The 25,764-nt window shown below is 71.0% G+C and carries 31 protein-coding genes and 1 pseudogene; 9 read left to right on the top strand and 23 right to left on the bottom strand.

All coding sequences use genetic code 11. The features are described 5' to 3' along the window. Nucleotides 1–77: 77 nt before the first annotated feature. On the top strand, nucleotides 78–680 hold the full coding sequence (locus BTM25_RS03235; RefSeq protein ID WP_235828165.1) for a GNAT family N-acetyltransferase: 603 nt from the start codon (nucleotides 78–80) through the stop codon (nucleotides 678–680). Nucleotides 681–745: 65 nt separating this feature from the next. On the opposite strand, the gene trxA is transcribed toward BTM25_RS03235, so the two are convergent. Both trxA and trxB read right to left on the bottom strand, forming a co-directional pair. Beyond that, the gene (gene trxA, locus BTM25_RS03230; RefSeq protein WP_103561252.1) at nucleotides 746–1,063 is read right to left on the bottom strand and encodes a thioredoxin; all 318 of its coding nucleotides are present in this window, start codon (nucleotides 1,061–1,063) and stop codon (nucleotides 746–748) included. Nucleotides 1,064–1,115: 52 nt separating this feature from the next. Continuing rightward, entirely contained in the window at nucleotides 1,116–2,099 is a 984-nt protein-coding gene (gene trxB, locus BTM25_RS03225) for a thioredoxin-disulfide reductase (RefSeq protein ID WP_103561251.1), read from the bottom strand. Nucleotides 2,100–2,210: 111 nt separating this feature from the next. Between trxB and BTM25_RS03220 the strand changes: the two genes are divergently transcribed. Beyond that, on the top strand, nucleotides 2,211–2,780 hold the full coding sequence (locus BTM25_RS03220; protein ID WP_103561250.1) for a dienelactone hydrolase family protein: 570 nt from the start codon (nucleotides 2,211–2,213) through the stop codon (nucleotides 2,778–2,780). Nucleotides 2,781–2,813: 33 nt separating this feature from the next. Here the strand turns inward: BTM25_RS03220 and BTM25_RS03215 are convergent, their stop codons facing one another. The 5 genes from BTM25_RS03215 to BTM25_RS03195 all read right to left on the bottom strand — a co-directional run bounded on the left by BTM25_RS03215 (nucleotide 2,814) and on the right by BTM25_RS03195 (nucleotide 9,868). Continuing rightward, nucleotides 2,814–3,563: an anti-sigma factor family protein gene (locus BTM25_RS03215; protein ID WP_103561249.1), complete on the bottom strand. Its 750-nt coding sequence runs from the start codon at nucleotides 3,561–3,563 to the stop codon at nucleotides 2,814–2,816. Beyond that, complete coding sequence (gene sigM, locus BTM25_RS03210; RefSeq protein WP_103561248.1) at nucleotides 3,560–4,183, bottom strand: RNA polymerase sigma factor SigM; 624 nt, start codon at nucleotides 4,181–4,183, stop codon at nucleotides 3,560–3,562. Before sigM ends, BTM25_RS03215 begins: the two co-directional genes overlap by 4 nt. 160 nt (nucleotides 4,184–4,343) lie before the next feature. Further along, nucleotides 4,344–5,864, bottom strand: coding sequence for a protein kinase family protein (locus BTM25_RS03205; protein ID WP_103561247.1), 1,521 nt, complete (start codon nucleotides 5,862–5,864; stop codon nucleotides 4,344–4,346). Between the two features lie 184 nt (nucleotides 5,865–6,048). Next, complete coding sequence (gene murJ / locus BTM25_RS03200) at nucleotides 6,049–7,794, bottom strand: murein biosynthesis integral membrane protein MurJ (RefSeq protein WP_407923363.1); 1,746 nt, start codon at nucleotides 7,792–7,794, stop codon at nucleotides 6,049–6,051. Continuing rightward, complete coding sequence (locus BTM25_RS03195) at nucleotides 7,703–9,868, bottom strand: DUF6049 family protein (RefSeq protein WP_205647949.1); 2,166 nt, start codon at nucleotides 9,866–9,868, stop codon at nucleotides 7,703–7,705. Before BTM25_RS03195 ends, murJ begins: the two co-directional genes overlap by 92 nt. 196 nt (nucleotides 9,869–10,064) lie before the next feature. On the opposite strand from BTM25_RS03195, the gene BTM25_RS03190 reads away from it, so the two are divergent. Beyond that, the gene (locus BTM25_RS03190) at nucleotides 10,065–11,498 is read left to right on the top strand and encodes a CCA tRNA nucleotidyltransferase (protein ID WP_103561246.1); all 1,434 of its coding nucleotides are present in this window, start codon (nucleotides 10,065–10,067) and stop codon (nucleotides 11,496–11,498) included. Then, on the top strand, nucleotides 11,495–12,808 hold the full coding sequence (locus BTM25_RS03185) for an adenosylmethionine--8-amino-7-oxononanoate transaminase (protein WP_103561245.1): 1,314 nt from the start codon (nucleotides 11,495–11,497) through the stop codon (nucleotides 12,806–12,808). The genes BTM25_RS03190 and BTM25_RS03185 overlap by 4 nt, the downstream gene beginning before the upstream one ends. A gap of 170 nt (nucleotides 12,809–12,978) precedes the next feature. Here the strand turns inward: BTM25_RS03185 and BTM25_RS30165 are convergent. From BTM25_RS30165 to BTM25_RS03170, 3 genes and pseudogenes are all read right to left on the bottom strand, one after another. Beyond that, nucleotides 12,979–13,176, bottom strand: a pseudogene (locus tag BTM25_RS30165) (helix-turn-helix domain-containing protein); the annotation flags it as partial. A gap of 162 nt (nucleotides 13,177–13,338) precedes the next feature. Continuing rightward, complete coding sequence (locus BTM25_RS03175) at nucleotides 13,339–13,800, bottom strand: hypothetical protein (protein WP_103561244.1); 462 nt, start codon at nucleotides 13,798–13,800, stop codon at nucleotides 13,339–13,341. 5 nt (nucleotides 13,801–13,805) lie between these two features. After that, nucleotides 13,806–13,991: a hypothetical protein gene (locus BTM25_RS03170; protein WP_103561243.1), complete on the bottom strand. Its 186-nt coding sequence runs from the start codon at nucleotides 13,989–13,991 to the stop codon at nucleotides 13,806–13,808. A 317-nt stretch (nucleotides 13,992–14,308) separates the two neighbouring features. Here BTM25_RS03170 and BTM25_RS03165 point away from each other — a divergent pair, with 317 nt between their 5' ends. The 3 genes from BTM25_RS03165 (at nucleotide 14,309) to BTM25_RS03155 (ending at nucleotide 16,248) form a co-directional block, all read left to right on the top strand. Next, nucleotides 14,309–15,127 (top strand): helix-turn-helix domain-containing protein, encoded by an 819-nt coding sequence (locus BTM25_RS03165; RefSeq protein ID WP_168211988.1) that lies wholly within the window; start codon nucleotides 14,309–14,311, stop codon nucleotides 15,125–15,127. After that, nucleotides 15,124–15,324, top strand: coding sequence for a DUF397 domain-containing protein (locus BTM25_RS03160; RefSeq protein WP_103561241.1), 201 nt, complete (start codon nucleotides 15,124–15,126; stop codon nucleotides 15,322–15,324). The genes BTM25_RS03165 and BTM25_RS03160 overlap by 4 nt, the downstream gene beginning before the upstream one ends. Before the next feature lie 312 nt (nucleotides 15,325–15,636). Next, nucleotides 15,637–16,248, top strand: a complete 612-nt coding sequence (locus tag BTM25_RS03155) for a hypothetical protein (RefSeq protein WP_235828149.1) — start codon at nucleotides 15,637–15,639, stop codon at nucleotides 16,246–16,248. Here the strand turns inward: BTM25_RS03155 and BTM25_RS03150 are convergent. The 6 genes from BTM25_RS03150 to BTM25_RS03130 form a co-directional block, all read right to left on the bottom strand. Then, nucleotides 16,226–17,095 carry an aldo/keto reductase gene (locus tag BTM25_RS03150; RefSeq protein WP_235828147.1) on the bottom strand — a complete coding sequence of 290 codons (870 nt, stop codon included), beginning with the start codon at nucleotides 17,093–17,095 and terminating at the stop codon, nucleotides 16,226–16,228. The two genes, BTM25_RS03155 and BTM25_RS03150, sit on opposite strands and share 23 nt — an antisense overlap. Continuing rightward, a complete protein-coding gene (locus BTM25_RS03145) occupies nucleotides 17,029–18,240 on the bottom strand; it encodes a JmjC domain-containing protein (RefSeq protein WP_103561240.1) in 1,212 nt (403 codons plus the stop codon). Before BTM25_RS03145 ends, BTM25_RS03150 begins: the two co-directional genes overlap by 67 nt. 73 nt (nucleotides 18,241–18,313) lie before the next feature. Continuing rightward, entirely contained in the window at nucleotides 18,314–18,454 is a 141-nt protein-coding gene (locus tag BTM25_RS29430; protein WP_168211987.1) for a hypothetical protein, read from the bottom strand. Between the two features lie 92 nt (nucleotides 18,455–18,546). Continuing rightward, nucleotides 18,547–19,404 carry a helix-turn-helix domain-containing protein gene (locus BTM25_RS03140; RefSeq protein ID WP_268877633.1) on the bottom strand — a complete coding sequence of 286 codons (858 nt, stop codon included), beginning with the start codon at nucleotides 19,402–19,404 and terminating at the stop codon, nucleotides 18,547–18,549. Beyond that, on the bottom strand, nucleotides 19,405–19,893 hold the full coding sequence (locus BTM25_RS03135) for a DUF6879 family protein (protein WP_103561238.1): 489 nt from the start codon (nucleotides 19,891–19,893) through the stop codon (nucleotides 19,405–19,407). Nucleotides 19,894–19,912: 19 nt separating this feature from the next. Then, nucleotides 19,913–20,239, bottom strand: a complete 327-nt coding sequence (locus BTM25_RS03130) for a hypothetical protein (RefSeq protein ID WP_146058938.1) — start codon at nucleotides 20,237–20,239, stop codon at nucleotides 19,913–19,915. 81 nt (nucleotides 20,240–20,320) lie between these two features. On the opposite strand from BTM25_RS03130, the gene BTM25_RS03125 reads away from it, so the two are divergent. Both BTM25_RS03125 and BTM25_RS03120 read left to right on the top strand, forming a co-directional pair. Continuing rightward, entirely contained in the window at nucleotides 20,321–20,671 is a 351-nt protein-coding gene (locus BTM25_RS03125) for a hypothetical protein (protein WP_146058937.1), read from the top strand. Nucleotides 20,672–20,709: 38 nt separating this feature from the next. Further along, a complete protein-coding gene (locus BTM25_RS03120; protein WP_103561235.1) occupies nucleotides 20,710–21,516 on the top strand; it encodes a UTRA domain-containing protein in 807 nt (268 codons plus the stop codon). Nucleotides 21,517–21,568: 52 nt separating this feature from the next. Here BTM25_RS03120 and BTM25_RS03115 read toward each other — a convergent pair whose 3' ends face one another. The 7 genes from BTM25_RS03115 to BTM25_RS03085 form a co-directional block, all read right to left on the bottom strand. Beyond that, entirely contained in the window at nucleotides 21,569–22,387 is an 819-nt protein-coding gene (locus tag BTM25_RS03115) for a protein kinase family protein (protein ID WP_146058936.1), read from the bottom strand. Nucleotides 22,388–22,392: 5 nt separating this feature from the next. Next, nucleotides 22,393–22,965 carry a glycine-rich domain-containing protein gene (locus BTM25_RS03110; RefSeq protein ID WP_146058935.1) on the bottom strand — a complete coding sequence of 191 codons (573 nt, stop codon included), beginning with the start codon at nucleotides 22,963–22,965 and terminating at the stop codon, nucleotides 22,393–22,395. Then, nucleotides 22,962–23,801, bottom strand: a complete 840-nt coding sequence (locus BTM25_RS03105; RefSeq protein ID WP_103561232.1) for a helix-turn-helix domain-containing protein — start codon at nucleotides 23,799–23,801, stop codon at nucleotides 22,962–22,964. Before BTM25_RS03105 ends, BTM25_RS03110 begins: the two co-directional genes overlap by 4 nt. Beyond that, on the bottom strand, nucleotides 23,801–24,319 hold the full coding sequence (locus BTM25_RS03100; protein ID WP_103561231.1) for a DUF6879 family protein: 519 nt from the start codon (nucleotides 24,317–24,319) through the stop codon (nucleotides 23,801–23,803). Before BTM25_RS03100 ends, BTM25_RS03105 begins: the two co-directional genes overlap by 1 nt. Continuing rightward, nucleotides 24,303–24,488 (bottom strand): hypothetical protein, encoded by a 186-nt coding sequence (locus BTM25_RS03095; RefSeq protein WP_103561230.1) that lies wholly within the window; start codon nucleotides 24,486–24,488, stop codon nucleotides 24,303–24,305. The genes BTM25_RS03100 and BTM25_RS03095 overlap by 17 nt, the downstream gene beginning before the upstream one ends. Nucleotides 24,489–24,523: 35 nt before the next feature. Further along, a complete protein-coding gene (locus BTM25_RS03090) occupies nucleotides 24,524–24,835 on the bottom strand; it encodes a hypothetical protein (protein ID WP_205647948.1) in 312 nt (103 codons plus the stop codon). 79 nt (nucleotides 24,836–24,914) lie between these two features. Continuing rightward, nucleotides 24,915–25,661, bottom strand: coding sequence for a phosphotransferase enzyme family protein (locus BTM25_RS03085; RefSeq protein ID WP_103561229.1), 747 nt, complete (start codon nucleotides 25,659–25,661; stop codon nucleotides 24,915–24,917). Between the last annotated feature and the right edge of the window lie 103 nt (nucleotides 25,662–25,764).

The raw sequence follows: 25,764 nt of genomic DNA, 5'->3' as shown, positions 1-25,764 counted from the left end.
CCGATTCCGCTCCGCCGCTCGCCCCCGCGACCGGCGGGCGAACTCAGGGGGTGGCCCGTCCGGTGTCGCGTCGGCTCGTGAACATCACGCTCGACAACCTCGACGACCTGCCGCACCGCTGTCGCCGGTGCGTGTTCTGGGAGCTGGACGCCGTCGCGCATGACCGGGCGGTCACGAGCGGGGGCGCCGCGCTGGAGAAGGAGGCCTGGGTCTCCTCCACGCTCCTGGAATGGGGCTCCTGCGGCAAGCTGCTCTACGTGGACGACGTCCCGGCCGGGTTCGTGCTGTTCGCGCCCCCGCTGTACGTGCCGCGCTCGGTGGCGTTCCCGACGAGCCCGGTGAGCGCCGACGCCGTCCTCCTGATGACCGCCCACATCCTGCCCGAGTACACCGGCGGCGGGCTCGGCCGGATGCTCGTGCAGGGCGTCGCGAAGGACCTGACGCGGCGCGGCGTGAAGGCGATCGAGGCGTTCGGCGACCTGAAGGGCGCGGACGGCGGCTGCATGGTCGCGGCGGACTACCTGCTGTCGGTCGGATTCAAGACCGTCCGGCCGCACCACCGCTTCCCGCGCCTGCGGCTGGAGCTGAAGTCGGCCCTGTCGTGGCGTGAGGACGTCGAGGTGGCCCTGGAACGCCTCCTCGGCTCCATGACCCCGGAAGGCATCCTCCGTCCCGCCTGAGCCCGCCTCAGACGCGCGAAGGCCCCCCGGCCGGACGGTCGGGAGGCCTTCGGGGACGGACGCGGTCAGCCGATGAACTCCTGGAGGTCGCGCAGGAGGGCGGCCTTGGGCTTGGCGCCGAGGATCTGCTTGACGACCTCGCCGTCCTTGAAGACGAGCAGGTTCGGGATCTGCATGATCCCGTACTTGCCGGCGGTGCCGGCGTTCTCGTCGGTGTTCAGCTTGACGATCTCCAGCTTGTCGCCGTGCTCCTTGGAGATCTCCTCCAGGACGGGGGCGATCATCCGGCAGGGGCCGCACCACTCCGCCCAGAAGTCGACCAGCACGGGCTTGTCGCTCTTCAGGACCGCGGTCTCGAAGTCGGCGTCGGTCACGGCCTTCATGGCGTCTCTCCTTAGTTCACGCTTCCGGGGCGGCGTCCCGCCCCGGGTCGTCTCAGCCCTTGACGGACAGTTCCGCGGGGTCCTGCTGCGGTACGAGGTCGGCGGCGCCCCGGTCGGCGAGCCAGCGCTCGGCGTCGATCGCGGCGGCGCAGCCGCTCCCGGCGGCGGTGATCGCCTGCCGGTAGACGTGGTCGACGACGTCGCCGCAGGCGAACACGCCGGGGATCTTGGTGCGGGTGGTGGGCGACTCGACGGTCAGGTAGCCCTCGGCGTCGGTGTCGAGCTGCCCGGTGAACAGCTCGCTGCGCGGCAGGTGCCCGATCGCGATGAACAGGCCCGTCACGTCGAGCTGAGACTCTTCGCCGGTGTCACGGTTCCGCAGGACGAGCCCGCTGACGCGGTCGTCGCCGAGGACGTCCGCGACCTCGGTGTTCCACACGAAGCGGATCTTGTCGTTGGCCCGCGCGCGGTCCTGCATGATCTTGCTGGCGCGCAGCGAGTCGCGGCGGTGGATCACGGTGACGGTGCGGGCGAACTTCGTCAGGAACGTCGCCTCCTCCATCGCGGTGTCGCCGCCGCCGACGACGGCGATGTCCTGCTCGCGGAAGAAGAACCCGTCGCACGTCGCGCACCAGGACACGCCGCGTCCCGACAGCCGCTTCTCGTTCTCCAGGCCCAGCTCGCGGTAGCCCGAGCCGGTCGCGACGATGACGGCGTGCGCGCGGTACACGTCGTCGCCGACCTTGACGATCTTGGGCTCGGCGGTCAGGTCGACCTCGGTGACGTCGTCGGTGATCAGCTCGGCGCCGAACCGCTCGGCCTGCTTGCGGAGGCCGTCCATGAGGTCGGGGCCCATGACGCCGTCGGGGAAGCCGGGGTAGTTCTCGACGTCGGTGGTGTTCATCAGCGCACCGCCCGCGGTGACGGACCCCTCGAACAGCAGGGGCTTCAGGTCGCCGCGCGCCGCGTAGATCGCCGCGGTGTACCCGGCGGGACCCGAGCCGATGATGATGACGTTCCTGACGTCGTCGCTCACTGTGCCAGCCTCTCCTCATTCGCCGCGCCGTGCAGTCGCGTCAACCGATCCTAGGGCCGGGTGATTCCCCGGCGGCCGGTGACCGTCACCACCCGCTCGTATGCTGACCGGATGGCGTCGATCCTGCTGTTCCACTCGATGTACGGGCTGCGTCCCGCCGTCACGGCCGCGGCCGACCGGTTCCGCGCGGCGGGCCACGTCGTTCATGTACCCGATCTGTACGAAGGACGCATCGCCGACACCCCCGAAGAGGGCGAGGCGCTCCGCGACGAGATCGGCCGGGACGAGCTGCTGCGCCGCGCGGTGGCCGCCGCCGCGCCGCACGCGGGCGACGGCCTGGTCTACGCGGGGTTGTCGCTCGGCGCGGCCGTCGCGCAGACGCTGGCGCTCGCGGACGAGAAGGCGCGCGGCCTCCTGCTGCTGCACGGCACGTCCGATCTGGCCGACGACGCGCGCACCGAGATCCCGGTGCAGCTCCACGTCGCCGACCCCGACACCTACGAGCCGGTGGACTGGCAGAACGCGTGGTACCTGCGGATGCGCAAGGCGGGCGCCGACGTGGAGGTGTTCCGCTACCCGGGCGCCGGGCACCTGTTCACCGATCCCGACCTGCCCGACTATGACGCCGAGTCCGCCGGGCGGGTGTGGCCGATCGCGCTGGACTTCGTCGACGGGCTGTGAGACGCGGGGCTCCCGGTGCAGGAGCCCCGCGTGTCAGCCGCTGTGCGCGAGGACGTCCGGGTTGCGCGAGGAGCAGCCCGGCCCGACGACCCAGACGTCGGGACGTCCGTCGGCGCCCCGGACCGCGATGATCGTGGCGGGCCGTCCGTCGTAGGTGGCGACGTCCACCAGCGCGGGCGCGCGGCCCTGCGCGACGCCCGCCACGCAGTCGCTCGTGCGCGCGTCGGGGATGGCGGCGGAGGCGGCCGTCCGGGAGAGCTGCCCGGTGACCTGACGGCCGAGCGTCGCCGCCCGGTACGCGGTGCCGCTGTGCACGACCCGCCACCCGGCACCGAAAGACTGCACCTTCGGGTGGCGCGGATCGGTCATCGGCTGCGGCGGCACGGACGCGCTCAGGTGCTTGCCGTCGTCGGCTCCGTCCAGCACGGCCCGGCCGACGAGTCCGCCCCCGCCGAGCACCACGATCGCCGCCGCGGCGGCCGACAGGGCCCGCCACGGGTTCCGTCGCGCGCGCCGCCGGTTCAGGTCGGTGACGCCCGGTGGCTCACCGGCGGCGCGGGACTCGGCGGCCAGGGCCGAGTCGATCCGTGCCGTGAGGTCGGGCGGCAGCGCCGGGACGGGCGCCGCGGCGAGGATCCGGGAGACGTCCGCAAGTTCGGCGGAGCGGTCCCGGCACTCGGCGCAGGCGGCGAGGTGCTCGTCGACGGAGGCGGCCCGGTCGTCGTCCAGAAGTCCTTCGGCCAGGTCGGCCAAAGTGTCGTAGTCGAGATGCGCGGGGTTCATGTGGGCACGCCACCTCCTTCCACACCTCCGACGTTTCTGGGGTCCCGTCGGTTCCTGTGGTGGTGGAGAAGGGGCGCCAGGCGGGCGCGGCCACGGGCGCAGCGGCTCTTGATCGTCCCGGGCGGGACCTCCAGGACGGCGGCGGCGTCGTCCACCGAGTAGCCCATCATGTCCACGAGCACGAGGGCGGCGCGCTGCTCGAACGGCAGGCTCGCCAGGGCCTCCTGGACGTCGAGGGACACGCCGTGCGCGTCCGTCGGGTCGGGCAGCTTGGGCGCGACGGCGTCGAACGTGGCGTCGTCGCCCATCGGCGTGGCGGGACGCACCGAACGGCGGCGGATGCGGTCCAGGCAGGCGTTGACGACGATGCGGTGCAGCCACGTGGTGACGGCGGCGTCGCCGCGGAACCGTCCGGCGGCGCGGAACGCCGACAGGCACGCGTCTTGGAGCGCGTCGGCGGCCTCCTCGGGGTCGCCGAGCGTGCGGACGGCGACCGCCCACATCCGGTCGCGGTGCCGCCGGACGAGTTCGGCGAACGCGTGCGGCTCGCCCTCGGCGTGCCGGGCCAGCAGTTCCTTGTCGGGCACCTCGGCGAGGGCCGTGACGCTCATCGCACCCATCGGACGACCCGTCCCCGACGCGCATCCGGACGACGGACGGACCGGATCGGTCCTCCTGCTGGGTTCGACACCGGCGGATCCTGAAAGTAAGGGGACATTCTGCTCAGGCGAACGATACCGACTGACCTGGTTCGGGGCACAGTCCGCGAAAAGCGTCCTTTTACTTGGTTCCGTACACGGTGATCTCGCCGATGCGGCCCTTGCAGCTCGGCGGAAGCTCGGTGAACCAGACGAGGACGCGGGTGCCGCGCTTCCCGCCGGTCTGGATCGTGGTCGTCCCGGCCTGCGCGGTGGCCTTCCCGGCGGAGCGCAGGTCGCCGAGCGCCGAGCCGTCGCCGACGCGGACGGCGAGCGTCCCGCCGCCCTCCAGCCCGGCGATCTTCACGCTGGTCACCTTGACCGGCCCGCCCATGTCCAGGACGACGCCGAGCCCGTTGACGAGGTTGCCGAACGCGGTGTCGCGGTAGGTCTGGGTCTCCCAGGTCGTCCCGGGGCGTCCGTCGATGACGGCGCCGGGGTCGCGGCCGATCTGGTCGTCGGGGTGCTCGCCCGCCGGGTCCTGGAACGGCGTGGCGCCGGTGGGCCGCAGCGTGGACGCGGTGGGCGTGGCCTTGCCGGACGTCTTGGTGGTCGGCCGTCCGCTCGCGCCCGTGCCGCCCCCGTCGCCGCCGCCGTCCGACAGCGCCCACGCGCCGAGCCCGACGATGACGGTGAGCGCGGCGGCGGCGACGCCGAGCAGTGCGCGGTTGCCGGGCCGCCGCGCGGGCGGACGCGGCACGGGCGCGGTGGCCGGCGCCGACGGCGGCGGGGCGGGACGACGCGGCGGTGTCTCGTTCCGGGTGCGGCGCGCGGCCGGTTCCGGCCGGTGCGCGGACGGCCGCGGCGGCGGCGTGTTGCCGAGCCCGGCGAACAGCGGCAGCGGGGTGCGCGGGACGCCGCGCAGCGCGGCGGCGACCTCGGCGGGGGAGGTCAGCGGCGCCTGCCCGGGGGTCTCGACGCCGAGGCAGCGGCAGACGATCGCGTCGACGGGGTGCGGGATGCCCGCCTGGACGAGCCGGGGCGCCTGGACGGTGTCGCCCGAGCGCGGCGCGGCGGGCAGCACGGACCGCTCGGGGTCGCCGGGCCAGTGCGCGGTGAGCGCGGCGTAGAGCATCTCGCCGAGGCCGCGGGCGTCCCGCGCGCCGGGGTCGTCGGCGTAGCGGTCGCCGAGGACGGCGTCGGTCGCGACGCCGAGGATCTTGACGGTGCCGCCGGTCGTCCACACCAGGTCGCGGGGGCCGAGGCACAGGTGGGCGAGCCCGGCGGTGTGCGCGGCGGCGACGGCCTCGGCGGCCTCATAGAGCAGGGTCGCGGCGCGGCCGGGCTCCAGCGGCGCCTTGAGCAGCATCTGCTCCAGCGTCTCGCCGACGACCCACTCGCTGACGACGTAGGCGTTCTCGCCGGTGTCGTCGGCGTCGAAGACCTGGGTGAGGCGGGGGTCGGTGAGGCGGCTGGCGGCGCGGGCGGAGGTGACGACCTCGCGGACGCGGGGGAACTCGTCGTCGAACGTGCGGACGGCGACGGCGCGGGCCAGGATCTCGTCCTTGGCCTTCCAGAGGGTGGAGCCGCCCGCCGCGATGCGCTCCTCAAGCCGGTAGCGGCCGGCGAGCCGGGTACCGGGCTCGATGACTGACGTGCTCACGGCAACGTCCTGCGCAGGTGGTCAGATCCCATGTTCGTGGCGTGGCAGCTTACGCCTCCGACCCTCCTCTTTGCGTTCCCCAGGGTGTCGCCCCGCAAGCCGTAGTCTCCCTCATGGTAGTGGCTATGCCGTCGGGTGGCTTCCTTATCGCCGCGCGTCCCGTGTACTTTGCGGCACTTGACGGTCAGCGGCGTCCCGGCAGCCGGGCCGTGACGGTCCCGATCATCGTCTGTACTTCGCCCACTCGCATCAGCCGCGCGAACAGCAGGTACAGCAGCCCGCCGCCCGCGCTGCCGGCCGCGAGGGCGAGCAGTCCGGGCACCAGTCCGGTGCCGAGTCCGGCCCGCAGGACGGCGTGGACGGCGTAGGCGAGGCCGAGCAGCGGCCACAGCGCGACGATCAGGCGGAGGTCGGTGGCGATGATACGTCGTCCGTCCATGCCGCCGAGCCGCCGCCGCAGGACGGCCCACCCGAGGAGGGCGCCGGTCGTCTGGGCGAGCGCGAACCCGCCCGCGATCCCGACGATGATCTTGTCGGTGGGCAGCAGCCGGGACGCGGCCAGCGCGCAGGCGATGTTCACCGCGACGACCGCGACGGCGATCAGCGCGGGCGTCCGGGTGTCCTGGAGGGCGTAGAAGACGCGCAGCGTGAGCTGGTAGGCGGCGAACGGCACGAGCGCGACCGCGAACATCCGCAGCACCTCGGCGATGACTTCGGCGTTGGCGACGCTCGTCTGGCCGTGCGCGAACAGGACGGTGGCGATCTCCGGCCCGAGCACGCCCATCAGCCCCGCCGCCGGAAAGATGATCACCGCGCAGAGCCGCATGCCGGTGGAGAAGTCGTCGCGGACGTCGCCGAACCGTCCGGCGGCGGCGTGCTCGCTCATCCGGGGCAGCAGCGCGGTGATCACCGAGACGCCGATGATCGCGTAGGGGAGCTGGAAGAGCTGGTAGGCGTTGAAGTAGGGCGTGTACCCGACGTCCCCGAGATGCTTCGCGCGTCCGGCCACGCCCGCCGAGTTGGCGAGCCGCGTCGTGATCGCGAACCCGATCTGGGTGATGACGACGTAGGCGAGCGTCCAGACGGCCATCCGGCCCATCTCGCCGAGTTCGCCGCGCCGGAAGTCCAGCCGGGGCCGCCACCGGAACCCGCTGCCGCGCAGCGACGGCCACAGCGCGAGCGTCTGGAGCGCCATGCCGCCGATGGTGCCCGCCGCCAGCAGGCCGACCTCGCCCGTCCCGATGGTGGACGGGTCCACGCCGCCCGAGGCCACCAGCAGGAACGCGCCCGCCGTGCAGCAGATCACGATGTTGTTCAGCACCGGCGCCCACATCGGCGCCCCGAACCGCTTGCGCGTGTTGAGGATCGCCCCGGAGAACGCGCTGACGCCGAGGAAGAAGATCTGCACCGCGAACAGCCGTGCGAACAGGACGGCCAGCTCGCGCTGGTCGCCGTGCATCGAGCCGCCGTAGATCGACATGAACACCGGCCCGAGCGCCACCGCGACCGCCGTGATCAGCGCGAGGCCGAGGACGGCGAGCGTGAACAGCCGCTGCTCGTAGCGGGCGCCGTGTGCGGGGTCCCGTTCGCGCGCCCGGACGATCAGCGGGACGACCACGGCCGTCAGCACGCCGCCGAGCAGCAGGTCGTAGACGATGAACGGGACGGTGTTCGCCGTGTTGTAGGCGTCCCCGAGCGCCCCGGTGCCGAGCGCGGCGACGAGCATGGCCGTCCGCAGGAAGCCGGTGACGCGGGACGCGAGCGTCCCCACCGCCATGATCGCGCCGGACCGCAGGATCCCCCCGGCGCCGCGTTCGGGCTCGGGCAGCGCGGGGAGGTCAGTCGCCGTTTCCTCGACCGGGGACCGCGGTGGGGGGAAGCGTGTATCCGGTCCCCAGGCCCGATTCCGGTCCTCCGGCTGTGTGGTCACCGGCTGCCTCCGCCTTCCGTCGCCGCCTCGCGCGCGCGGCCCGCACCCCGACGCCCGCGAACAGGACGGCGAGCCCGCCGCCGGTGATCAGGAGCGCGGCGCGACCGTAGCCGGTGGTGCGGACCGTGATGTCCTTGCCCTTGTCGAACTTACGGCCCGACAGGGACCGCAGTTGCAGGTGGATCTGGAAGTTGCCGTTGCCGTTGGCCTCGACGGGGATCGGACGCGACGTCTTCTGTCCCGGCCCGAGCTCGATCACGCGGTCGCCGTCGTCGATCCGGCCGATCTGGAGCTTGGCGCTGTTGAGGGACGAGACGTCCATCACGACGCGGATCCGCTGGTCGGGCAGCTCGTTGACCACGGTGACGAGAATGTGTCCGGACCGTCCGGCCAGCGACACCCGGGAGTTCAGGACGCGCACCTTGATGAGGGTGTGGTCCAGCTCGCTCGACAGCGCGTCCCGGGCCTGCTTGGCGCGGGCCTGCCGGCCGCGCCACGCCGCCGACTCCGCGCGCAGCACCGACCGCTGGTAGCCGACGTTGATCGGCGGGATCATCATGGACGTGAAGGCGTCCGCGCGCCGCTCGATCCCGCGCACCGCGCCGAGGTGGCCGGGGCCGAGTTCGTAGCGCTGGAAGTCGTCGGGGTAGCCGGTGGACGCGCGCTGCTGCGGCGCGACCGAGGCGATCTTGTCGAGCGGCTGGGCGCGCAGCCAGGGCGCGGTGCCGGTGTAGGTCAGGAGCGTCCGCGCGTAGGACGGCGACGGGTTCCAGTGCCGGTTCGGCGCGACGACGAGCGTGCGCGGCGTGTTCGGCGCCTCCGCCGTGATCATCGCGGTCTCGGCGAGGAACCGCTGCTCGGCGAGGACCTCGGCGCCCGGCCGGGACGTGTCGACGCTGACGAGCTGGCTCAGCTTCTCGTCGTAGGCGATGACGCCCTTGGTCCCGGCGCCGGTCTGGATCGTGGTGGTGGCGCGCGGCGTCCCGCCCGGCGGCGGCGCGAACATCGCGTCGGTGAGCAGGAACGACCCGTCGCCGGGCTTGCCGAGCTTGGACAGCCCCGCGAGCTGGGTGAGCGTGGACGGCCCGGCCATCCCGGCGGGCGGCCACGCGATCTTGGCGGTGGGCTGGCGGCCGAGGACCTGCGCGGCGATCGTCCGCTGGTCGTAGGCGGCGGTGAGGTCCTTGGTCATGCGGTACCGGACGAGCGCGACGGCGTCGGGGTCGGCGTACGGGACGGCGAAGTACGGGTCGCCCGCCGACGCGGCCTTGAGCGCGCGGATCCACTCGGCGGCGGCCTTGTCGGCGCCCTTCTTCTGCCGCCGGTCGCCCGTGCCGACCGTGTACGGACGGGTCATCGCGGTGACGTCGTCCAGCAGCGCGGGGTCGATCGCCCAGGTCACGGGCGTCTTGGTCTGCCCGGCGGCGTCCACGAGCCCGCGCAGCCGTCCGTTCGGGGCCAGTTCGCCGGCGAGCCGGCCGTCGAGGAAGGTGTCGTCGTCTGCGCGGTGCATCCGGTCGATCAGCGGCCACACCCAGCCGATGCTGACGGGCTTGTAGCCGGGGTTCGCGCCGGTGAACGTCACGAACGAGGTGACGCCCGCGACGGCCTGCTGCTGGGCGTTCACCACCTCGACACCGACCGGGTACACACCGAACGCGCGCATGCCGGCGGTCTTGGTGTTGAGCTTGAGCGCGAAGTCCTGCGCGCCGCCGGACGGGACGGCCTGCGGCAGCGGCGCGGCCTGGCCCGTCCCGACGAGCCGGGTCCCGGGTTCGGCCTGCGCGAGCTGGTCGAGCTGGCCCCGGCTGCCGACCGGGCTCCCGTTGTAGCGCAGGCGCACCGAAAGGCCGGGGACGCTGTGGCCGGTGTGATTCTCGATGCGTCCGTGCACCTGCACGATCGAGCGTTTGCCGGACGGTTCGGCGCGCGGCGACATCGCGGTGAGCGCGATCGTCACCTCGGCGCGCTCGCGCGGCTGGGCCTGCGCCTGCCCTCGCGCCGGCGCGAGGGGCACGCACGTCAGGAAGGGGACGACCGAGAGCAGCGCCGCCGCGCGTCTGGCCGCCCTCACGCCGGAGCCGTCCGCGCGCGGGGGGCTGGGTCGTCGAGTTCCCGCACCACGGGTCGATGTTAGCCGCGCCACGGGACCCGTCCGACCGATGGCCCGGGGCGTCGGCGGCTCCCGCTACCGTTGGTCGGAGGCGCTCCTGGTGCGGGCCGTCCCGCCGAAAGTCCTTTGCCCTTCATTGACCGAGGAAATACGTTAAATGGCCGTGCCCGAACAGAACGTCACCCGGCGGACCGCGATCGCCGACCTGCTGCGCGGCGCCGCGCCCGTCGCCGAGGCGCTCGGCGAGCGCTTCGCCGCGGCGGGCCACGAGCTGGCCCTGGTCGGCGGGCCGGTCCGGGACGCGTTGCTGCGGCGGACGACCAAGGACGTCGACCTCACCACCGACGCGCCCCCCGAGCGGATCCTCGCGCTCATCGACGGCTGGGCCGACGCGGTGTGGACGGTCGGGATCGAGTTCGGGACCGTCGGGCTCCGCAAGGACGGCCACGAGCTGGAGATCACGACCTACCGCAGCGAGTCCTACGACCCGAAGTCCCGCAAACCGGACGTCGTCTACGGGACGTCGCTGGTCGAGGACCTGCGCCGCCGCGACTTCGCCGTCAACGCGATGGCCGCGCGGCTGCCCGGCTACGAGTTCGTGGACCCGTTCGGCGGCCTCACCGACCTGAAGGACGGGCTGCTGCGCACGCCGGGCCGTCCGGAGGACTCGTTCGGCGACGACCCGCTCCGGATGCTGCGCGCGGCGCGGTTCGCGTCCCAGCTCGGCTTCTCGGTCGCCCCGGACGTCGTCGCGGCGATGAAGGAGATGGCCGGGCGCATCGAGATCGTGTCGGCCGAGCGCGTCCGGGACGAGCTGTCCAAGCTGGTCTGCGGCGTTCACCCCCGCGAGGGCCTGGCGCTCCTGGTGGACTCCGGGCTGGCGTCGTTCGTGCTGCCCGAACTGCCGAAACTGCGGCTGGAGATCGACGAGCACCACCGGCACAAGGACGTCTACGAGCACTCGCTGATCGTCTTGGAGCAGGCCATCGCGCAGGAGGAGGACGGGCCCGACCTCGTCCTGCGGCTCGCGGCGCTGCTGCACGACATCGGCAAGCCGCGCACGCGCCGGTTCGAGGACGGCGGCCGGGTGTCGTTCCACCACCACGAGGTGGTCGGGGCGAAGATGACGCGCAAGCGGCTCACGGCCCTGCGGTACCCCAAGGACGTCATCTCCGAGGTGTCGCGTCTCGTGGAACTGCATCTGCGGTTCCACGGCTACGGGAACGGGGAGTGGACGGACTCGGCCGTCCGGCGGTACGTCCGCGACGCCGGCCCGCTGCTGGAGCGGCTGCACAAGCTGACCCGCGCGGACTGCACGACGCGCAACCGCCGCAAGGCCGAACGCCTCCGCCGCACCTACGACGACCTGGAGGTGCGCATCGCCCGGCTCGCCGAGGAGGAGGAGCTGGCGGCGATGCGTCCGGAGCTGGACGGCAACGAGATCCAGTCCGTGCTCGGGATCTCGCCGGGGCCGCTGGTCGGGCGCGCGTACAAGTTCCTGCTGGACCTGCGGCTGGACCAGGGGATGATCGGCAAGGAGAAGGCGGCCGAGGAGCTGCGGCGGTGGGCGTCCGAGCAGGGGATCGCATGATCGACCTGCGACTGGGGCGGATGAGCCCGTTCGAGGCCGCGCGGCTGACCGAGTTCGACCGCTCGCACGTCTGGCACCCCTACGCCCCGCTGCCCGCCGCCGTGTCGCCGGAGCTGGTGGTCTCGGCGTCCGGGGTGCGGCTGACGCTGGCGGACGGCACCGAGCTGATCGACGGCATGTCGTCCTGGTGGGCGGCGATCCACGGCTACCGCCACCCCGATCTGGACGCGGCTGTGCAGCGTCAGCTCGGCAAGATGTCGCACGTCATGTTCGGCGGCCTGACGCACCCCACGGCGATAGGCCTCGCGGAGCGGCTGGTGACGCTGACGCCCGCGCCGCTGACGAAGGTGTTCTTCACCGACTCGGGCTCGGTCGCGGTCGAGGTCGCGATCAAGATGGCGCTCCAGTACTGGCGGGCGCGCGGGGTCGCGGGCCGGCACCGGCTGCTGACCGTCCGGGGCGGCTACCACGGCGACACGTTCGCGGACATGGCCGTGTGCGACCCGGTGAACGGGATGCACCACCTCTTCACGGATGTCCTGACCAAGCACGTCTTCGCCCCGCCGCCGCCCCTCGGCTACGACGAACCGCCGTCGGCGTCGTACCTGGACGACCTGTCCAGCCTGGCCGCGGCCCACGCCGACGAACTGGCCGGGATCATCGTCGAACCGATCGTCCAGGGTGCGGGCGGGATGCGCTTCTACGCGCCCGAATACCTGCGCGCGTTGCGCGACCTGGCCGACGAGAACGGCCTGCCGTTGATCCTGGACGAGATCGCCACCGGCTTCGGCCGCACCGGCCAGTTGTGGGGCTGCGATCACGCGGAGGTCGTCCCGGACATCATGTGCGTCGGCAAGGCGATGACCGGCGGCTACATGACGATGGCGGCGACGCTGTGCACCGGCGAGATCGCCGCCGTCATCTCGTCCGGCGAAGGCGGCGCCCTGATGCACGGCCCTACCTTCATGGGAAATCCCCTGGCAGCGGCCGTGGCCTCGGCCTCGATCGACCTCCTGCTCTCCCGCGACTGGCAGGACGAGGTGGACTGCATCGAGGCCACCCTCACGGCGGGCCTGTCCGGCGCGGAAGAACTGCCGGGGGTGGCCGACGTCCGCGTCCTGGGCGCGATAGGCGTCGTGGAGGCGAAGGAACCCGTGGACGTCCCGGCCGTCCAGGAGATCGCGATGGACCACGGCGTCTGGCTGCGTCCGTTCGGCAAGCTCGTCTACACGATGCCCCCGTACATCTGCACCGACGAAGAGACGGCCCAGATAGCCGACGCCCTCTACGCGATCGCCGAGTCCCTCTAACCCACGACGGCCGGACGCCCGACGGCGTCCGGCCGTGTCCCGTTTCAGGACGTCCGCAGGAACCTGACCACGGCGGCGGGGTCGCCGTCGAAGTAGTCGCGGATGACGCTGTGCAGGAGCGATCGCGCCCGCAGGCTCGGCTCGGGCTCGGGCAGCTCGTCGGCCGGGACGGGCGTTCCGGCGTTGAGCAGCCGGTGGATCTCGTCCGCGTGGTACCGGCGGTGCCCGGACGGCAGCATGACCGGGTTCAGCGTGCCCGTCCTGGCCCACCGGGTGACGGTCTTCGGATCGACGCGGAAGAAGTTCGCGACCTCCGACGGCGTGTACAGGGTCGGCTGCTGCGGCTCTTCGGGCTTCTTGGTCATCATCATGGCTTCTGTGCGGGACGGCGAAGCGCCGTCGGATGGGCGGTGGAACCTCCGGGCCGCGCGGACCCGCCGTGCGGACGACGCCGTCCGAGCGGCCCGGAGGGGCTTGCCGAGGACGCGCCGCTCGGGCGGCGCGTCGGGGGCCGCGCCGGTTCCGGTCCGTCAGGCGGGGCGGAACCGGCGCGACCGCCGCCACGGCCGCGCCCGGGCGCGCTGGCGGCGGTGGCCGGGCCTGTGCGCTCCCCTCCTGGACGCGGTCGTGGCGGGTTCGGACTGCGGTCCCGTGCCCGTGGCCGCGGGGTGATCCACGGGCACGGGACCTTCGCCCGGTGGCGCGGCACGGAGCGCCACCGGGACGTTCACCTCACCGGCCGCCGGGACGCCCACGGCGCCCGGCGCCGGAAGACCGTCCGGGCGTCCGGACGCGTGGGCGGGCGCGGGGAGGATGGGGGCGCGTTCGGCCGCGCGGATCGCGGCCGAGAGGGCGGCGACGGTGGCGGCCTCCACGAGCAGCGGCCCGGACGACCAGGCGGCCCAGGCGGTGTAGGCGCGGCGGTAGGCGCCCCACACCACGACCCAGCCCGGGTGGCGGGCTTCGGCCCGGCGCGCGAGTTCCGTCGCCATCGCCGTCACATCCGGGGGTCGAGGACGCGGGCGACCGCGCGGGCCGCCGCACCGACGTCGCCGCGCCCGGCGATGTCGTCGCCCCAGGACCAGACGAAGGGGATCGTCCCGTCGTCGGCGACGCGGGCGCGGACGGTCTCGCTGAGATTGGCCCGCCCGTCCCCGACTCCGGTGACGACGAGAACCGGCATTCCCGTGGCATGCGGCTCGGTTATCTTCCAGTGCATTCCACCGAGCCCGGTGAGTACGTCGGCGAGACGGTTCAGCGCGACGCGCAGCCGCGCATTCCGAACGCCCTCCAGTGCCGGTGATTCGGCGGACGTACCACTGCGGTGGTCAGTTCCTGAGATTCTCACCGGGCCGCGCCCGGAAGGGGTCGATTTCACCGATGGCTCGCCTTCGTCCTCGATCTCCGCCCTTTCTCGGGAGATCCGTCACGGACAAGCGTGTCCGATGTACCCTCCCGGCAGGAAGGCCGAGCGCATGGCGAAACGGAAGGATCAGAAACGTGGCCCGCCCCCCGAAGAAACTCCACCCAGACGAGTCATATGCCCAACACTACGGGGCCAAGATCCGGACATACCGGGAGGAAAAAGGCTGGACACAGGAGGAACTCTCACAGAAACTTCTGTGCGACGAATCCCAGGTCAGCCGCTATGAGCACGGCCATGCCGTCCCGGACGACAAGGGCGCCAAGATCCTCGACATGCTCTTCGAGACCGGCTACTTCAGCGAGCACCGCGCGGTCGCCGCCGCCAGCCGCATCCCGCCGAACGCCAGGGAACTCGCCAAGTACGAGGCCCAGGCAGGGACGATCAGGTCCTTCACGCCCTCGGGGATCGTCGGCCTGCTCCAGTCCCCGTCCTACGTCCGGTCGTTGGCGAAGGGTGGCTTGACTCCACAGGAAGCGGACGAAATCGTCGAGGAACGGGATCGGCGTCAGGGCATCCTCGACGGCGACCCGCCTGTGAAACTCCAGGCGATCATGGACGAGGCAGCGATCCGCCGACTGACCTACAAGCCGGATATCGCGCGTGAGCAGATCCAGAAGATCCTCGATCGTGCGGATCAGTGGAATGTTCAAGTGCAACTCGTGGATCAGGCGACCGTCACCTACATCGGGCTCCTATGTGGGATCCACCTCATCGGACCCCGGAAAAAGGGGGCGTTGGTGGCCTGGCACGATGGAATGGGCAAGTCGGGTCGGCTCATTGACGATGAGGAGGTGATCGCGGATCTGGTCGACAGCTATGATCTCGTCAGGTCAGCGGCGATGTCCGTGACCGAGAGCTACGAACTGTTGAAGAAGATCCAGGAGTCCCTGTGAACCAGATCGAACCCCGCAACTGGCGCAAGGCCAGCCACTCTGGCAGTGAGCACGGCAACTGCGTGGAAGCCGGATCGGACCGCGACAAGGTGGCCATCCGCGACACGGCCGCCCGCGAAGCAGGCGCGATCACCCTCCCGGCAGCTCACTTCGCCACCCTCCTCGCAGCGGCCCGCCAGGGATCCCTCACCCTCTGACCCCCAGAACCCAAACCCCCGCCCCGGCGGGGGTTTCCCCATCCCACCCGGGAGATCTCGTTGAGTGCCGTCCCGGCCCGTAATGGGGTCGATCTGCGTTCGCGGCCGGTCGACGACGTGCTGCACCGGGTGGAACGGTCGCTCGGCGTCCGACTCGATCGTGATCGGGTCACGCGAAAGCGTCGCACGCTCGGTGCGCCCACGGACCGGGCGACATGGGTGCGGATCGAGCGACGTTCGATCGAGCGGATCAGAGTCGAACGCCAAGGCTGGAACGGCGTCGAGTGCGCAGCGGTCTTGGACGGGGTCTCCATGCCGGACTGGTGGGGCGGCGTCGCCTGGAACGACCCGGCGGGCGACGCGATGTGGCGAGCGGACGAGACGAGCCTGCTCCCCGCACCTCCCCTCCAGCCGACCGGGATCGTCACCGCCGACCCGCGACTGCCGGACGAGTGGTGGACGGCGCTGAACGCGTCACTGGACGTGTTGGCCGTCCACCGAACGACGCGGGTCGCGACACCGGACACGGTCGTCATCAGTCAGGCGCATGTGACCGAGGTCGTCCGGACCGCCTTCGGTGCGTCGGTCGATACGGCGATCAGCACCTGGACGAGCGCGCACGCGGACCTGCACTGGACGAACGTCACGGCTCACCCGTTCTGCCTGTTCGACTGGGAGGACTGGGGCCGGGCACCGCGCGGTCTCGACGCCGCGAGCCTGTGGAGCAGCTCGCTGGGGGTCCCGGCTCTCGCCGACCGCGTCCGGCGCGAACGTCGCCGTGATCTGGACAGCCGGGACGGCAAGATCATGATGCTGTTCTGCTGCGCGAAGATCGTCGGCCCGCACGCGCACCCCGCCGACCCCCGCCTGGCAGGCGCACGCGCCGAATCGGCGCGCCTGGTCACGGAACTTCAGCAGGGCTGACGGCCGCACGTCGGCTCCGGAGCAGTTCGACGTACCGCCGGATCATGCGGTCGTCGACGGTGAGCCGAAGGCCGTCCAGAAGCTCGCCGAGATGCCGTGGATCGTCCGCGCCGACGGCGAGGGCGCTCACCACAGGCAGGCGGCACGCCACACGGAACGCCGCTTGGACGCGAGAGCACCCGCCGTCGCGCACGAACAGACGCGGGTCCGCTCCCGCCCGTCCCACGTTCGCAGCGTCTCCACCGAAAGGGCTCATCCCCCAGAGCGCACCGCCCGGCACCTGCCAGCGCGCCGCAAGCGCCGCCGACGCGTCAAGAGCCTCGATGCCGACGAAAAGCCCGGCTCGGACCATGAGCGCGCCGGGCCGCGGGATCGTCCGGTCGAGGAGCGCCGGCAAGGGCGAGGGATCCCACGACGCGACGCCCCACGCTCCGCACATGCCTTCGGACACCGCATCGTCCAGCGCGGCGCACGCTTCACCGAGCATCGTCCGCGCCCGGTCGGGACGCTCGCCGCGCAAGGAGCGCTCGGGATTGTGCAGAAAGACGAGGTCCGGCGTCCGGCCGAGGTCGCGGGCCGTCCGCTCTAACGCGGTACGGAGACGGAGCGGGTCGAGGGAGTGCCGGGGGCCGTCTCGCGTGGGAAAGAAGCCGACCTTGGTCGAGATCGTGAGCCGATCCAGAAGGTCTGGGACCTCGCGCGCCAACGTGGCGTGGGAGGTGAAGTCGCGGTAGCTGAAACTCGTATCGATCGCGTCGATCCCGAGGTCCAGGGCTTTGATCAGGGCACCGCGCCGGTGACCAGACCGGTGTAGCCCGAGGACAATTCTGGTGTCAGCCCGATGCACAGCTCTTCCCTCGTCAGGATTTCGGCCACGCGCCCGATCTCAGGCCCGACGACGTCGGCCGCCGTAGTGAGCCGCACGGGATCTCCGCTGAGCAGCAGGCGCAGAGCGGGGAGCGCCTTGCAGGTGAAGGTGAGCTTCTTGCCATGGGACGACACCTCGACACGATCACGGCGCTCGGTGATGCGCGGTGGGAACTCGGCAACGCACACGACCGAGTCGGACGTCCCGAAGATCGGCAGTTGCGGTATGTGCCGTGGCCGCGGACTCTCCTGTTCGCGTGCGGCCAGGAACTCGGCAGGGCTCTTCGCGTGCAGCAAGGCCGCCGCGGCCTCGGCGAGCCGCCGATGCCCGGCGGCCTGTTCCCCGGCTCCAGCCCACCGATTCAGGTCCTGGCGGAACAACTCGCTTTCACGGGACCGGTCGGCGAGCCAAGCCAGCCAGTTCACTCCGGTGCGCTGCACGAATCCGAACGTCGCGTGCAGGCTGAGGCCCGCGCCGAGGCCCTGGCGGGTCGCTTTGTGCCAATACCCGCGCGGGATGTGCATCACGTCGCCAGCGTGCAAGGTACCGGCCCAGACGACGTCCCGGCTCGGCACGGTATTGCGTTCGGCGTCACGGAACATCGGCACCGCGCGAGACGCCGAACGCACCTCCCAGCTCTTCTCGCCGGCGAGCTGCACGATCAGCACGTCGTGGTCGTCCCAGTGCAGGTCGAATCCGGCGGCATCGTTCGTCGTCAGATAGACGTTCGCCTGGACGTGTTCGCGTGACCACCACTGCCAGGCGCGGCAGGCCACCTCCATCGTCGGGTCGAAGACGTTGGTCTGGTCCAGCACCAGCGTCGCTCCGTCGCCGAGCAGACGGCCCAGACGGCGCATGTCCACCATCCGGATGCTCTGCCGTCTCCGCGTCAGCGTCTGCTCGCCGTAAGCGTTCGGGTGGATTTCGGCGCCGTTCTGGAAACACCGCACCTGCGGATCCGCCAGGCTGCGCCTCATCACCAGGTCCAAGAGGCGTAGCGGCGTCAGAATGCGTTCGGGAAGGTGCGGGTCGCTGAGCTTTCCTTTCGCGAACCCGACCCCGAGCGATCCCGGGCCGCTCCAGCCCAGCGCCTGCTCCACCTGCTCGATCAGTTGATGGCCCATGCGCGCCCTTCCCGCCGGTCGATCGAGGACGGCCGCGCGCCGGTGGGGCACGCGGCCCTGAACGAACGTCGGTTCAACCGGGAAGGTTCAGCGAATCGCCTTCCGGCCAGGGATCGTCGCCGCCGCCGTCGGGTGGCGGGTCGGATTGGCCGACGTCGGTCCGGTCATGGATCGCGGCGAGGATCTCCACCGCCACGAGCAGGTCGTCGTCCACGGAACAGCACCCTTCCGAAGTCGATCGCGAAAGTTCGAGCCGACGGTACGAACGTCCCGGGCCGCAGCGGAAGGGAACTTGCTCGAACTTGCTCACGAATCCAGGGCGGTGAGCGCGGCGGCGACCAGGGCGCGTGCCTCGGCCCCGAACGCCGCGATGGCGGCCAGTTCCTCGAAGGTCCGCACGTAGAGCTGCACTTCGTGCAAATCCACGATGTTGAGCTGCGCGGACACCGTTTCCACGAGCACCTCGGCGTCGTCGTAGATCCAGAATCCCTCGACGGGGTAGAGCGGGCGTTCGGCGTTCATAGGAATGACGCCGAACGTGATGTTGGGCTGGACGGCGATGGCCAGGAGATGCCCGAGTTGCTCGGCCATCATCTCCGGTGCGCCGATGCGCGACCGGAGCGCCGTTTCCTCGACGAGGAAGGCGAACCGGCGGCCGTGCTCGGCGAGCAGGCGTGTCCGCTCCGCGCGAGCGGAGGCGGCCTCCTCGACGTCCGCGGCGACCTGGTAGAAACGGGCCACCATGTCCAAGATCGATTTTCCGTAGGCGGTGGTCTGGCACAGGCCGGGGATGACGCCGGGTTCGTAGACCTTGAAGTGCCGCGTCCGCGACCACAACGGCGTGAAGGAGTCCTGCACATTGGTCAGGCCGCCGCGCATGGCCCGGCGCCACTCGACGTAGGACTTGTCGGCGCGACGGTTCAGCCGGATCACGCCGTCGGCCTGTTCCTCCGTCCCGCACACGCGGCACCAGGCGCGGATGTCGTCGTCGGAGACGCCCTGCTTCCCGGCCTCGATCTTGGAAACCTTGGACTCGTGCCAGCCGCAGGCCGAGGCGAGCGCGCGTGCGGTCAGCCGCGGAACGACGTCGAGTCGCATGTCGCGAAGCCGCGCGGCGACGGCCTCACGCGCCGCTTGAACCGACGAGGAAGGATGGACGGCCACTCAGACGCGGAACTCCGCGTGATCGGTGGCGAGCGCCCAGACGGCCTCGAACGACGTCCGGCACAGCTCCACCGCCGCCGGATCGTCGGTCACCTCGACTCCGAGCCACTCGCCGTCACCGGTGAAGTGGTTCCAGACGACGGTCTCATCGAACACCCAGAAGTCGTTCCCCGGCAGGGTCAGCATCGACGCCTTCCGGCGCGACAGCCAGCGCACCTGCTCTCCCGCCGCAACGTTGAGGCCCGCCGTCACCGCGTGCAGCCACGCCACGTACGCACTCACTGGTCCGGTCGAGACGATCCGCGCGCGCCGCACCTCAACGCCCCGGCCGACCGCGTCGGCGACGAGCGACATCCAGGCTTCGTCGTCTTCCGCCCGCGCGACCTGCGCCGGACGCCCGTCGGCCAGCCACCGGTCGAACTGCTCATCGGCCATGTAGCCGTCACGCATCTCCAGATGCACGGCCGACCGCCGGGTCTGCTTGAACATCGCCGGGAAGAATTCCTCGTCAGGCGGAACGAGCCCGGATGACATCGATCGCCTCCATGATCTTCGGCATGAGGTGCGGGGGCACCCGCACGGACGACTCGCCCGGCGCCGTCCGGCTGTGCCCATCGATCACGGCGAGCGTCGCAGTGTCAGTCTCGGTAAATCCCTGGATGACGAGCTCGTTGGTCTCGTCGTCCACGAATACGGCCGGGCTGCCGCCCGCCTTCGAGGTGTCGTCCTTGCCGATAAAGATTAGGCCCACAACAGCAACCTCCGCGTCGAGTGCGCGCGAACATGCGCACACAGGCGTCACCTCGCTCCACTGCTGCCAAACGTCCTTGGCCAAGGAAGGCCACAGGACGCGGACCTGGTCATCGCCGTCGAGAACCCTGACCGGCCAGACGCGGTGGGCGCTACCGTGACGACCGTGCCGTCCGGCTACCCGGTGCGCCCGGCGCGGCCCGGCGACGAACGGGCGGTCGCCGCGCTGCTCCGTGTCCGTGCCGCGTGGATGGCCGGACGCGGCTTGGTCCGCACCGTCCAACCCCACGGCGAACCGACACGCCTACTCGCGCGCCGCGCGGCCCTGGACCCGGCGCTGACCACAGCAGACCAGCACGACGAGGCTGCCGCGACGGCCGTGGACGCCGTGACGAGCGGCCTGCTCGTCCCGTCCAACCACTGGCGCGTCGCCGAAGTGATCACCGCCGTGCAGCACGCCGCCGTCCCCGCCACCGACCTCCGCGACGCCTACCACCACTTCTGCGCCGAGCCCTGAGACGGGCCAAGGCCCATGCCCCCCGGAAAGGGAAGATCGTGGATCTGAGGACGCTGGGCGAGATCGCCGCCATCGCCGATCCGATCGAGCGGGCGCGGGCGGTCAGCCGGGCGATGACCGAGCAGCAGGGGCTCACCGAGGAGGCCGCGCGGGTGCGGCGCGGCGCGATCGCGGAGGCGCGCGAGAACGGGCACAGCCTGGAGGAGATCGCGCGAGCGCTGGGCGTCACGCCGGGCCGGGTGTCGCAGATGCGCAAGGGTCCCGCCGCCAAGGCGCCGGCGCCGTCCGTCAGCCAGGGTCCGCGCGTTCTCGTGCAGCGGGCGCTGCCCACGGACCCGGCCACGCGCGGATCCGTCAGCTTGTTCCTGGTGGAGGCCGAGCGCCAGGGCATCCGCCCTGACCGCCGGATGCTTTACGTCGGCCTGGAGCCCGCGTCCGAACACGTCGCGGCCTGCCTGCGCGTGGACGCGGGCGACGAGATCGTCGCCCGCCGCAAGCTCATGCTGGCCAACGACGTCCCGGTCCGGATCGCGACGAGCTACTTCCGCGCGGACCTCTTCGCCCAGACCCGCCTGGCCGAGCCCGAGTTCGTCAAACCCTCACTCCAAGCCGCCATCGAAGCACTCGGCTACACCTTCGGCCACGCCGAAGAAACGCTGACCGCCCGTCCGGCGACGCGCTTCGAGGCCGACACCTTGGAACTCGACCCCGGCGAGTGGGTGGTGCAGGTGCTCCGGGCGTCCTACTCAACCGAGGGCACGCCGATCCACACACTGGAGACCATCTGCGCCGCGACCCGCCACATCTTCCCCATCGGCCAGGTGGGCGGCCTGGACGAGTTCTGACCCGCGCCTTCGTCGCGCAGACCGACGCTCGCACCACCGACCTGCTCGACGCCTACCCGCGATGAACGGTCCTCGTTCTTCGGTGCCGGGAGCGCCAGGTGATCCATTGGCGGGTCGCCGCGGCCATGGCTGTGGACCACTCGCGGTTTCCGCCCGTCGTCCGCTCCCATCGGGACAGGTTTCGGCGGGCCAGGGCGTCCACCGCGTCGGCCGAAGCTTGCTGCCAGGACGGGAACCTGCCGGCCCAACGCTCCGCCTCGTCCGGGGCGTGTCCGTGGCCGATGAGCCGGGGGAGCACGAGCGCGATCTCCACCCATGCGGCGCCGCGCGAGGCCCACGCCCAGTCGACCAGGCGCGGCCGGTCGCCGGTGAGCAGGAGATTCGCGGGGTTGAGGTCGGTGTGGAGGAGCGCGTCGCCGGACATCGCGGCGGTGAGCCGTTCGTCGTCGCCCGCCCACCTGGACGCGATCCGCTTGGTGACGGTCGACGGGCACGGCACTGCCGCCAGCTCGCCGAGGATCTCGGTCAGCGCGTTCAACGCCATGCCGCCCGGCTCGTATGGTTCGTGGCGTCCGTCGATGTGCTCGAAGCCGAGGACGAGCCAGTCGTCCGCCTCGACTGCCCAGAGCAGGGGTGCGGCCACGTGCCGTACGTGCGGACTGACGGCCCGCTCGTTGCGGAGGCCGCCGGCGAAAGGGCTGTCCAGACGCGCGGCCTTGACGAAGACCGGGCCGTTCTCGGCCGTCAGCGTCGAGGTCAGGTGCGACCGCGCCCCGAACCGCGTGGGAGACTCGGCCAGCACTTCTCCGGTGCGCTCCTGGACGGCCGTCCGCACGGCGCCCGGCAGCTCGACCCACGCGGTCCGGGGCATGGCGATCACTTGTCGTCGTCGCCGTCGGAGTCCGCGTCGTGGCAGGCGTGGTTGCAGGTGTTGAGGCAGGTGGGAGCCCGGACGAGAAGACGCTCGTCAATCGGCAGGCCGGTGCGGCGCATTGCGGTGACCGTACGCTCGTGCGCCCGGCCGGAGGCGATGTCGTCGTTGACGGTGGGGACGTGGTGAATGAACCGTCGTCCGATCGTCCGGCAGAACGTCGGGTAGAAAGTCGTGTGCGTGATCAGGTCGTGCCATATCTCGTCCGACTCCGTGGAGACGGGAGACAGTTCGGCTGTGGGGTTCTCTGCGCACGCGACGAGGAATACGAGCGTGACGTCGATGAGCCGGAGCGCGGCGGACCGGTCGTTGCCCCGCCGCATCGCGCGTGCGGCCAGGTGCTCCAGGATGTGACGCGGGACGAGATCGCGCGGATGTTTCCGCGGGGTCACGTGCCGCCGGTCGTCCGCACCGATCCGATCGAGCGTTGAAGATCGTTCTCCCTGGCCGTCGTGGTCGTGCCTGAACTCATCCATGCCGAGAAAGTAAGTCGGCCTCCGTCGTGATCGCCAGATCATTCCCGCCCTGAAATAAGTTCGCGACGAATCTCTTCGAGAAGACCTCGCATATCCGGACCCAGGGCGGCGTGCCGCTGGAACATTCCGAAGACTTCCAGATGATAGGAGACGTCCCTCGGATCGCGCATCATCAGTACACCCGAGAACGTCTCTGCGGTCGCCAACCGGTCGTCGTACACTGTAAATGTGTTCATCGGTCCGTCCGGGAGGACGTGGGCGCCCAGCGGCACAACACCCATGGTGATATGCGGCAGATCGAGTAGCGCCATGATGCGGCTGATCTGGTCGGCCATCGTGGACGGCTCGCAGAGCGGCCACCGCAGGGCCTGCTCGGTGAACAAGAACGAGAATCGTTTGCTCGGATCGTCCAAGATCTTCTGCCGGACCAAACGGCGTGCCAGTGCTTCGGCGTGATCGCCGGGAAACATGGCGAGGCTCGCGCGTGCGTACCGGGGCGTTTGGAGGAGCCCGGTGATCATAGAAGGTAGAAAGAACCTGATGTGGTCGGCCGTGGCCTCGAATGCGGCCAGTTCCCGCTGTTTGTGCTGGAGACCGCGTCGCAGTTCGGTGCGCAGGCTCTCGTATTCGGTGTTCGCCAGACGGGCGAGAGCGTAGATCTCGTCCCTGACATCCGCAGTGGCGCGGAGGGCGTCGAGCAACCGCTCCAGATCGGCCAGGGAAGGCAGGACCTTCGCGTTCTCGATCTTGGAGATCTTGCCCTGGCTGATTCCGCAGCGCGCGGCCAGGCGATCGCCCGTCAGGCCCGACGTGCGGCGCAGGTCTTTCAGCGCGTCTGCGAGGTCGCGTCGGCGTCCTATCTCGTCCGGTTCCAGCACTAGGCGGCGGGCCAGTACTCCTGGAACGGGACGGCGTCGGCAAGGGCGATGTCCCGGTAACGGCGGTAGGCGTCCAGGTCCGCCGCCTCGACGCGGTCGCGTTCGATCTGTGTCCCGTCCTCCCGGTAGAGCATGCGGACCACCGTGGAGTCGTCGAACATCCAGAAATCATGACCGGGCAGGCCGGGATCGGGCCGCTCCGTCAGATCGAGAATCCGGATGTCCTCCCCCGCGCGAACGTTGAAGGCGTATCCCCACTCGAACTCGAACCGCAAATAGTCCGAGAGCGGGCGGCGCACAACGTGGACCCGCTGCATCACTTTCCCGGACCGTACTCGCTCGGCCACCTGATCGAGCCACTCGTAATGCAGATCGGGCGGGGCTTTCTCGCCGGCCGCGAAGCGCGCGTAATCCTCCTCCTCGCCTGCCATGGAATAGACTGGATGCAGCTCCAGCCGGAAAGCGGACCGGTCGAAGCCCAAGAGCAGGCGAGACCACTCATCACCCGCCAAGCGCACGCGCCGCCTCCTTGATGATCTCGGCGGGCACGGAAACGATCAGCTCCCCGTCCCCGGCATGAATGCCGGTCAGCGGGACGCCCCGGACGGCCACGTTCCCGTCTCGGGTATCGAAGGCCGCCGGGCAATCACCGTTGCGGCAATCGCCTGCGATCTGTTCTGGATTCATTGTCCGGCCCTCCTGCGAGTCGGGGCACTGTGACGCTAAGTGGAAAGCGTTGCCGGGTCAACGCCTTCCGGATTATTCGCGCTCGCGAATCTCGCAGGCTGGGACGTCCAGGCGGGGGAATACGGGTTCGGGATCGGCGACGCGGGCGGAACCCGTGCCGCATTGGGTGTTGATGCGTTGGGCCGCGCTGGGGGGAACAGTGTCATGTGGTGGGCTAGATCGCGACAGGTGGCGACGAGTTCGGCCAGGACGGCGTCGAGCGCCTGCGGGGCGGCCTGTTCCTTGCGTTCGGCCTTGGCCAGTTCCCACGGCTTGGCCGCCTCGACGTAGTGCCGTCCGTCGGCCAAGGAGCGCGTGTCCTTGTGCAACGTGCGCTGCCCACTGATCCGGCTGCGCGCGGCTCGGTCAGATCGTGGTCGAGGCTGCTCAGACCGCTCGGATTTCGGCGAGCCGCTTGACTGCGAACTGGTCGGTCCCGCTGGGGTCCCAGCAGACGGCGGCTTCCCATGCGGCGTGCGCTTGCGCGGCGGTGTCGTAGGCGTCGTCGTCGAGACCGGCCGCGTTGTGCGGCAGTGCCAGGTCGAGGTCGGGGACGTCGACGTGCGACTCGTCCCAGTCGATCAACGCGACGCCCTCTGCGGTCATGCGGATGTTGCCCGGGTTGAGGTCGCCGTGGACAACGCACGTCCTGCGACCGACCAGGCGCGCCCACGCTGCCCGGCAGCGAACCACGCCCTCGGGCGGCATCACGCCGAGGTCGATCCTCGTCCCGGTCTCGGCGTGCAGAAGGTCGGTCGACGAGCGCCAGCCGGGGCGTTGCGGCCAGCCGTGCGTGAGCCGATGCAGCCGGCGCACGGTGTCGGCGACGCGACGCCAGTCGGCTCGGGTCTCGGGCGGCCGGCCGTCCACGTAGGTCATCACCACCAGACCGTCGGCGAAGTACCGGCCGTCGGTGGTCGGGATCGGCTCCGGCACCGGCATCCCTTCACGGTGCAGGTGCCGCAACAGGCCGGTCTCCCATGCGAGATCAGCGTCGCTGCGTCGGCCGAGACGACCGACCGCCGGGTGTCCGTTGACACGCATGCTCCACACCTGGTTGACGCCGACTCCGCCGGTGAGCCGTTCGCCGCGCACGACGCCGTCGCCCCACTGCTCCAGTGCCTCCCACCCCACCCGCCACATCCTCACAGAGGGGCACGAAGCATTCAACGAACAAACTCTTCGGGCAGTACGCGCACGCCGTCTTGGACACATGTCCACCTCCACCCTGGCGGCC

Source organism: Actinomadura rubteroloni (assembly GCF_002911665.1).
In the GTDB taxonomy this organism is placed as follows: domain Bacteria; phylum Actinomycetota; class Actinomycetes; order Streptosporangiales; family Streptosporangiaceae; genus Spirillospora; species Spirillospora rubteroloni.
The sequence above is the reverse complement of the archived record's forward strand: the minus strand, read 5'-3'. Positions and strand labels throughout refer to the sequence as shown.

Excerpts from the sequence above, each read along its gene's own strand:
- sigM (WP_103561248.1), bottom strand. The coding sequence starts at position 4,183 with ATGGGTGCGATGAGCGTCACGGCCCTCGCCGAGGTGCCCGACAAGGAA.
- BTM25_RS03135 (WP_103561238.1), bottom strand. The coding sequence starts at position 19,893 with ATGTTCAAGCAGACCCGGCGGTCGGCCGTGCATCTGGAGATGCGTGAC.
- BTM25_RS03185 (WP_103561245.1), top strand. The coding sequence starts at position 11,495 with ATGATCGACCTGCGACTGGGGCGGATGAGCCCGTTCGAGGCCGCGCGG.
- BTM25_RS03190 (WP_103561246.1), top strand. The coding sequence starts at position 10,065 with ATGGCCGTGCCCGAACAGAACGTCACCCGGCGGACCGCGATCGCCGAC.
- BTM25_RS03155 (WP_235828149.1), top strand. The coding sequence starts at position 15,637 with ATGCCGGACTGGTGGGGCGGCGTCGCCTGGAACGACCCGGCGGGCGAC.
- BTM25_RS03115 (WP_146058936.1), bottom strand. The coding sequence starts at position 22,387 with ATGCCCCGGACCGCGTGGGTCGAGCTGCCGGGCGCCGTGCGGACGGCC.
- BTM25_RS03110 (WP_146058935.1), bottom strand. The coding sequence starts at position 22,965 with ATGATCTGGCGATCACGACGGAGGCCGACTTACTTTCTCGGCATGGAT.
- BTM25_RS03220 (WP_103561250.1), top strand. The coding sequence starts at position 2,211 with ATGGCGTCGATCCTGCTGTTCCACTCGATGTACGGGCTGCGTCCCGCC.
- BTM25_RS03215 (WP_103561249.1), bottom strand. The coding sequence starts at position 3,563 with ATGAACCCCGCGCATCTCGACTACGACACTTTGGCCGACCTGGCCGAA.
- trxA (WP_103561252.1), bottom strand. The coding sequence starts at position 1,063 with ATGAAGGCCGTGACCGACGCCGACTTCGAGACCGCGGTCCTGAAGAGC.
- BTM25_RS03175 (WP_103561244.1), bottom strand. The coding sequence starts at position 13,800 with ATGGCGACGGAACTCGCGCGCCGGGCCGAAGCCCGCCACCCGGGCTGG.
- BTM25_RS03095 (WP_103561230.1), bottom strand. The coding sequence starts at position 24,488 with ATGAATCCAGAACAGATCGCAGGCGATTGCCGCAACGGTGATTGCCCG.
- BTM25_RS03145 (WP_103561240.1), bottom strand. The coding sequence starts at position 18,240 with ATGGGCCATCAACTGATCGAGCAGGTGGAGCAGGCGCTGGGCTGGAGC.
- BTM25_RS03170 (WP_103561243.1), bottom strand. The coding sequence starts at position 13,991 with ATGCCGGTTCTCGTCGTCACCGGAGTCGGGGACGGGCGGGCCAATCTC.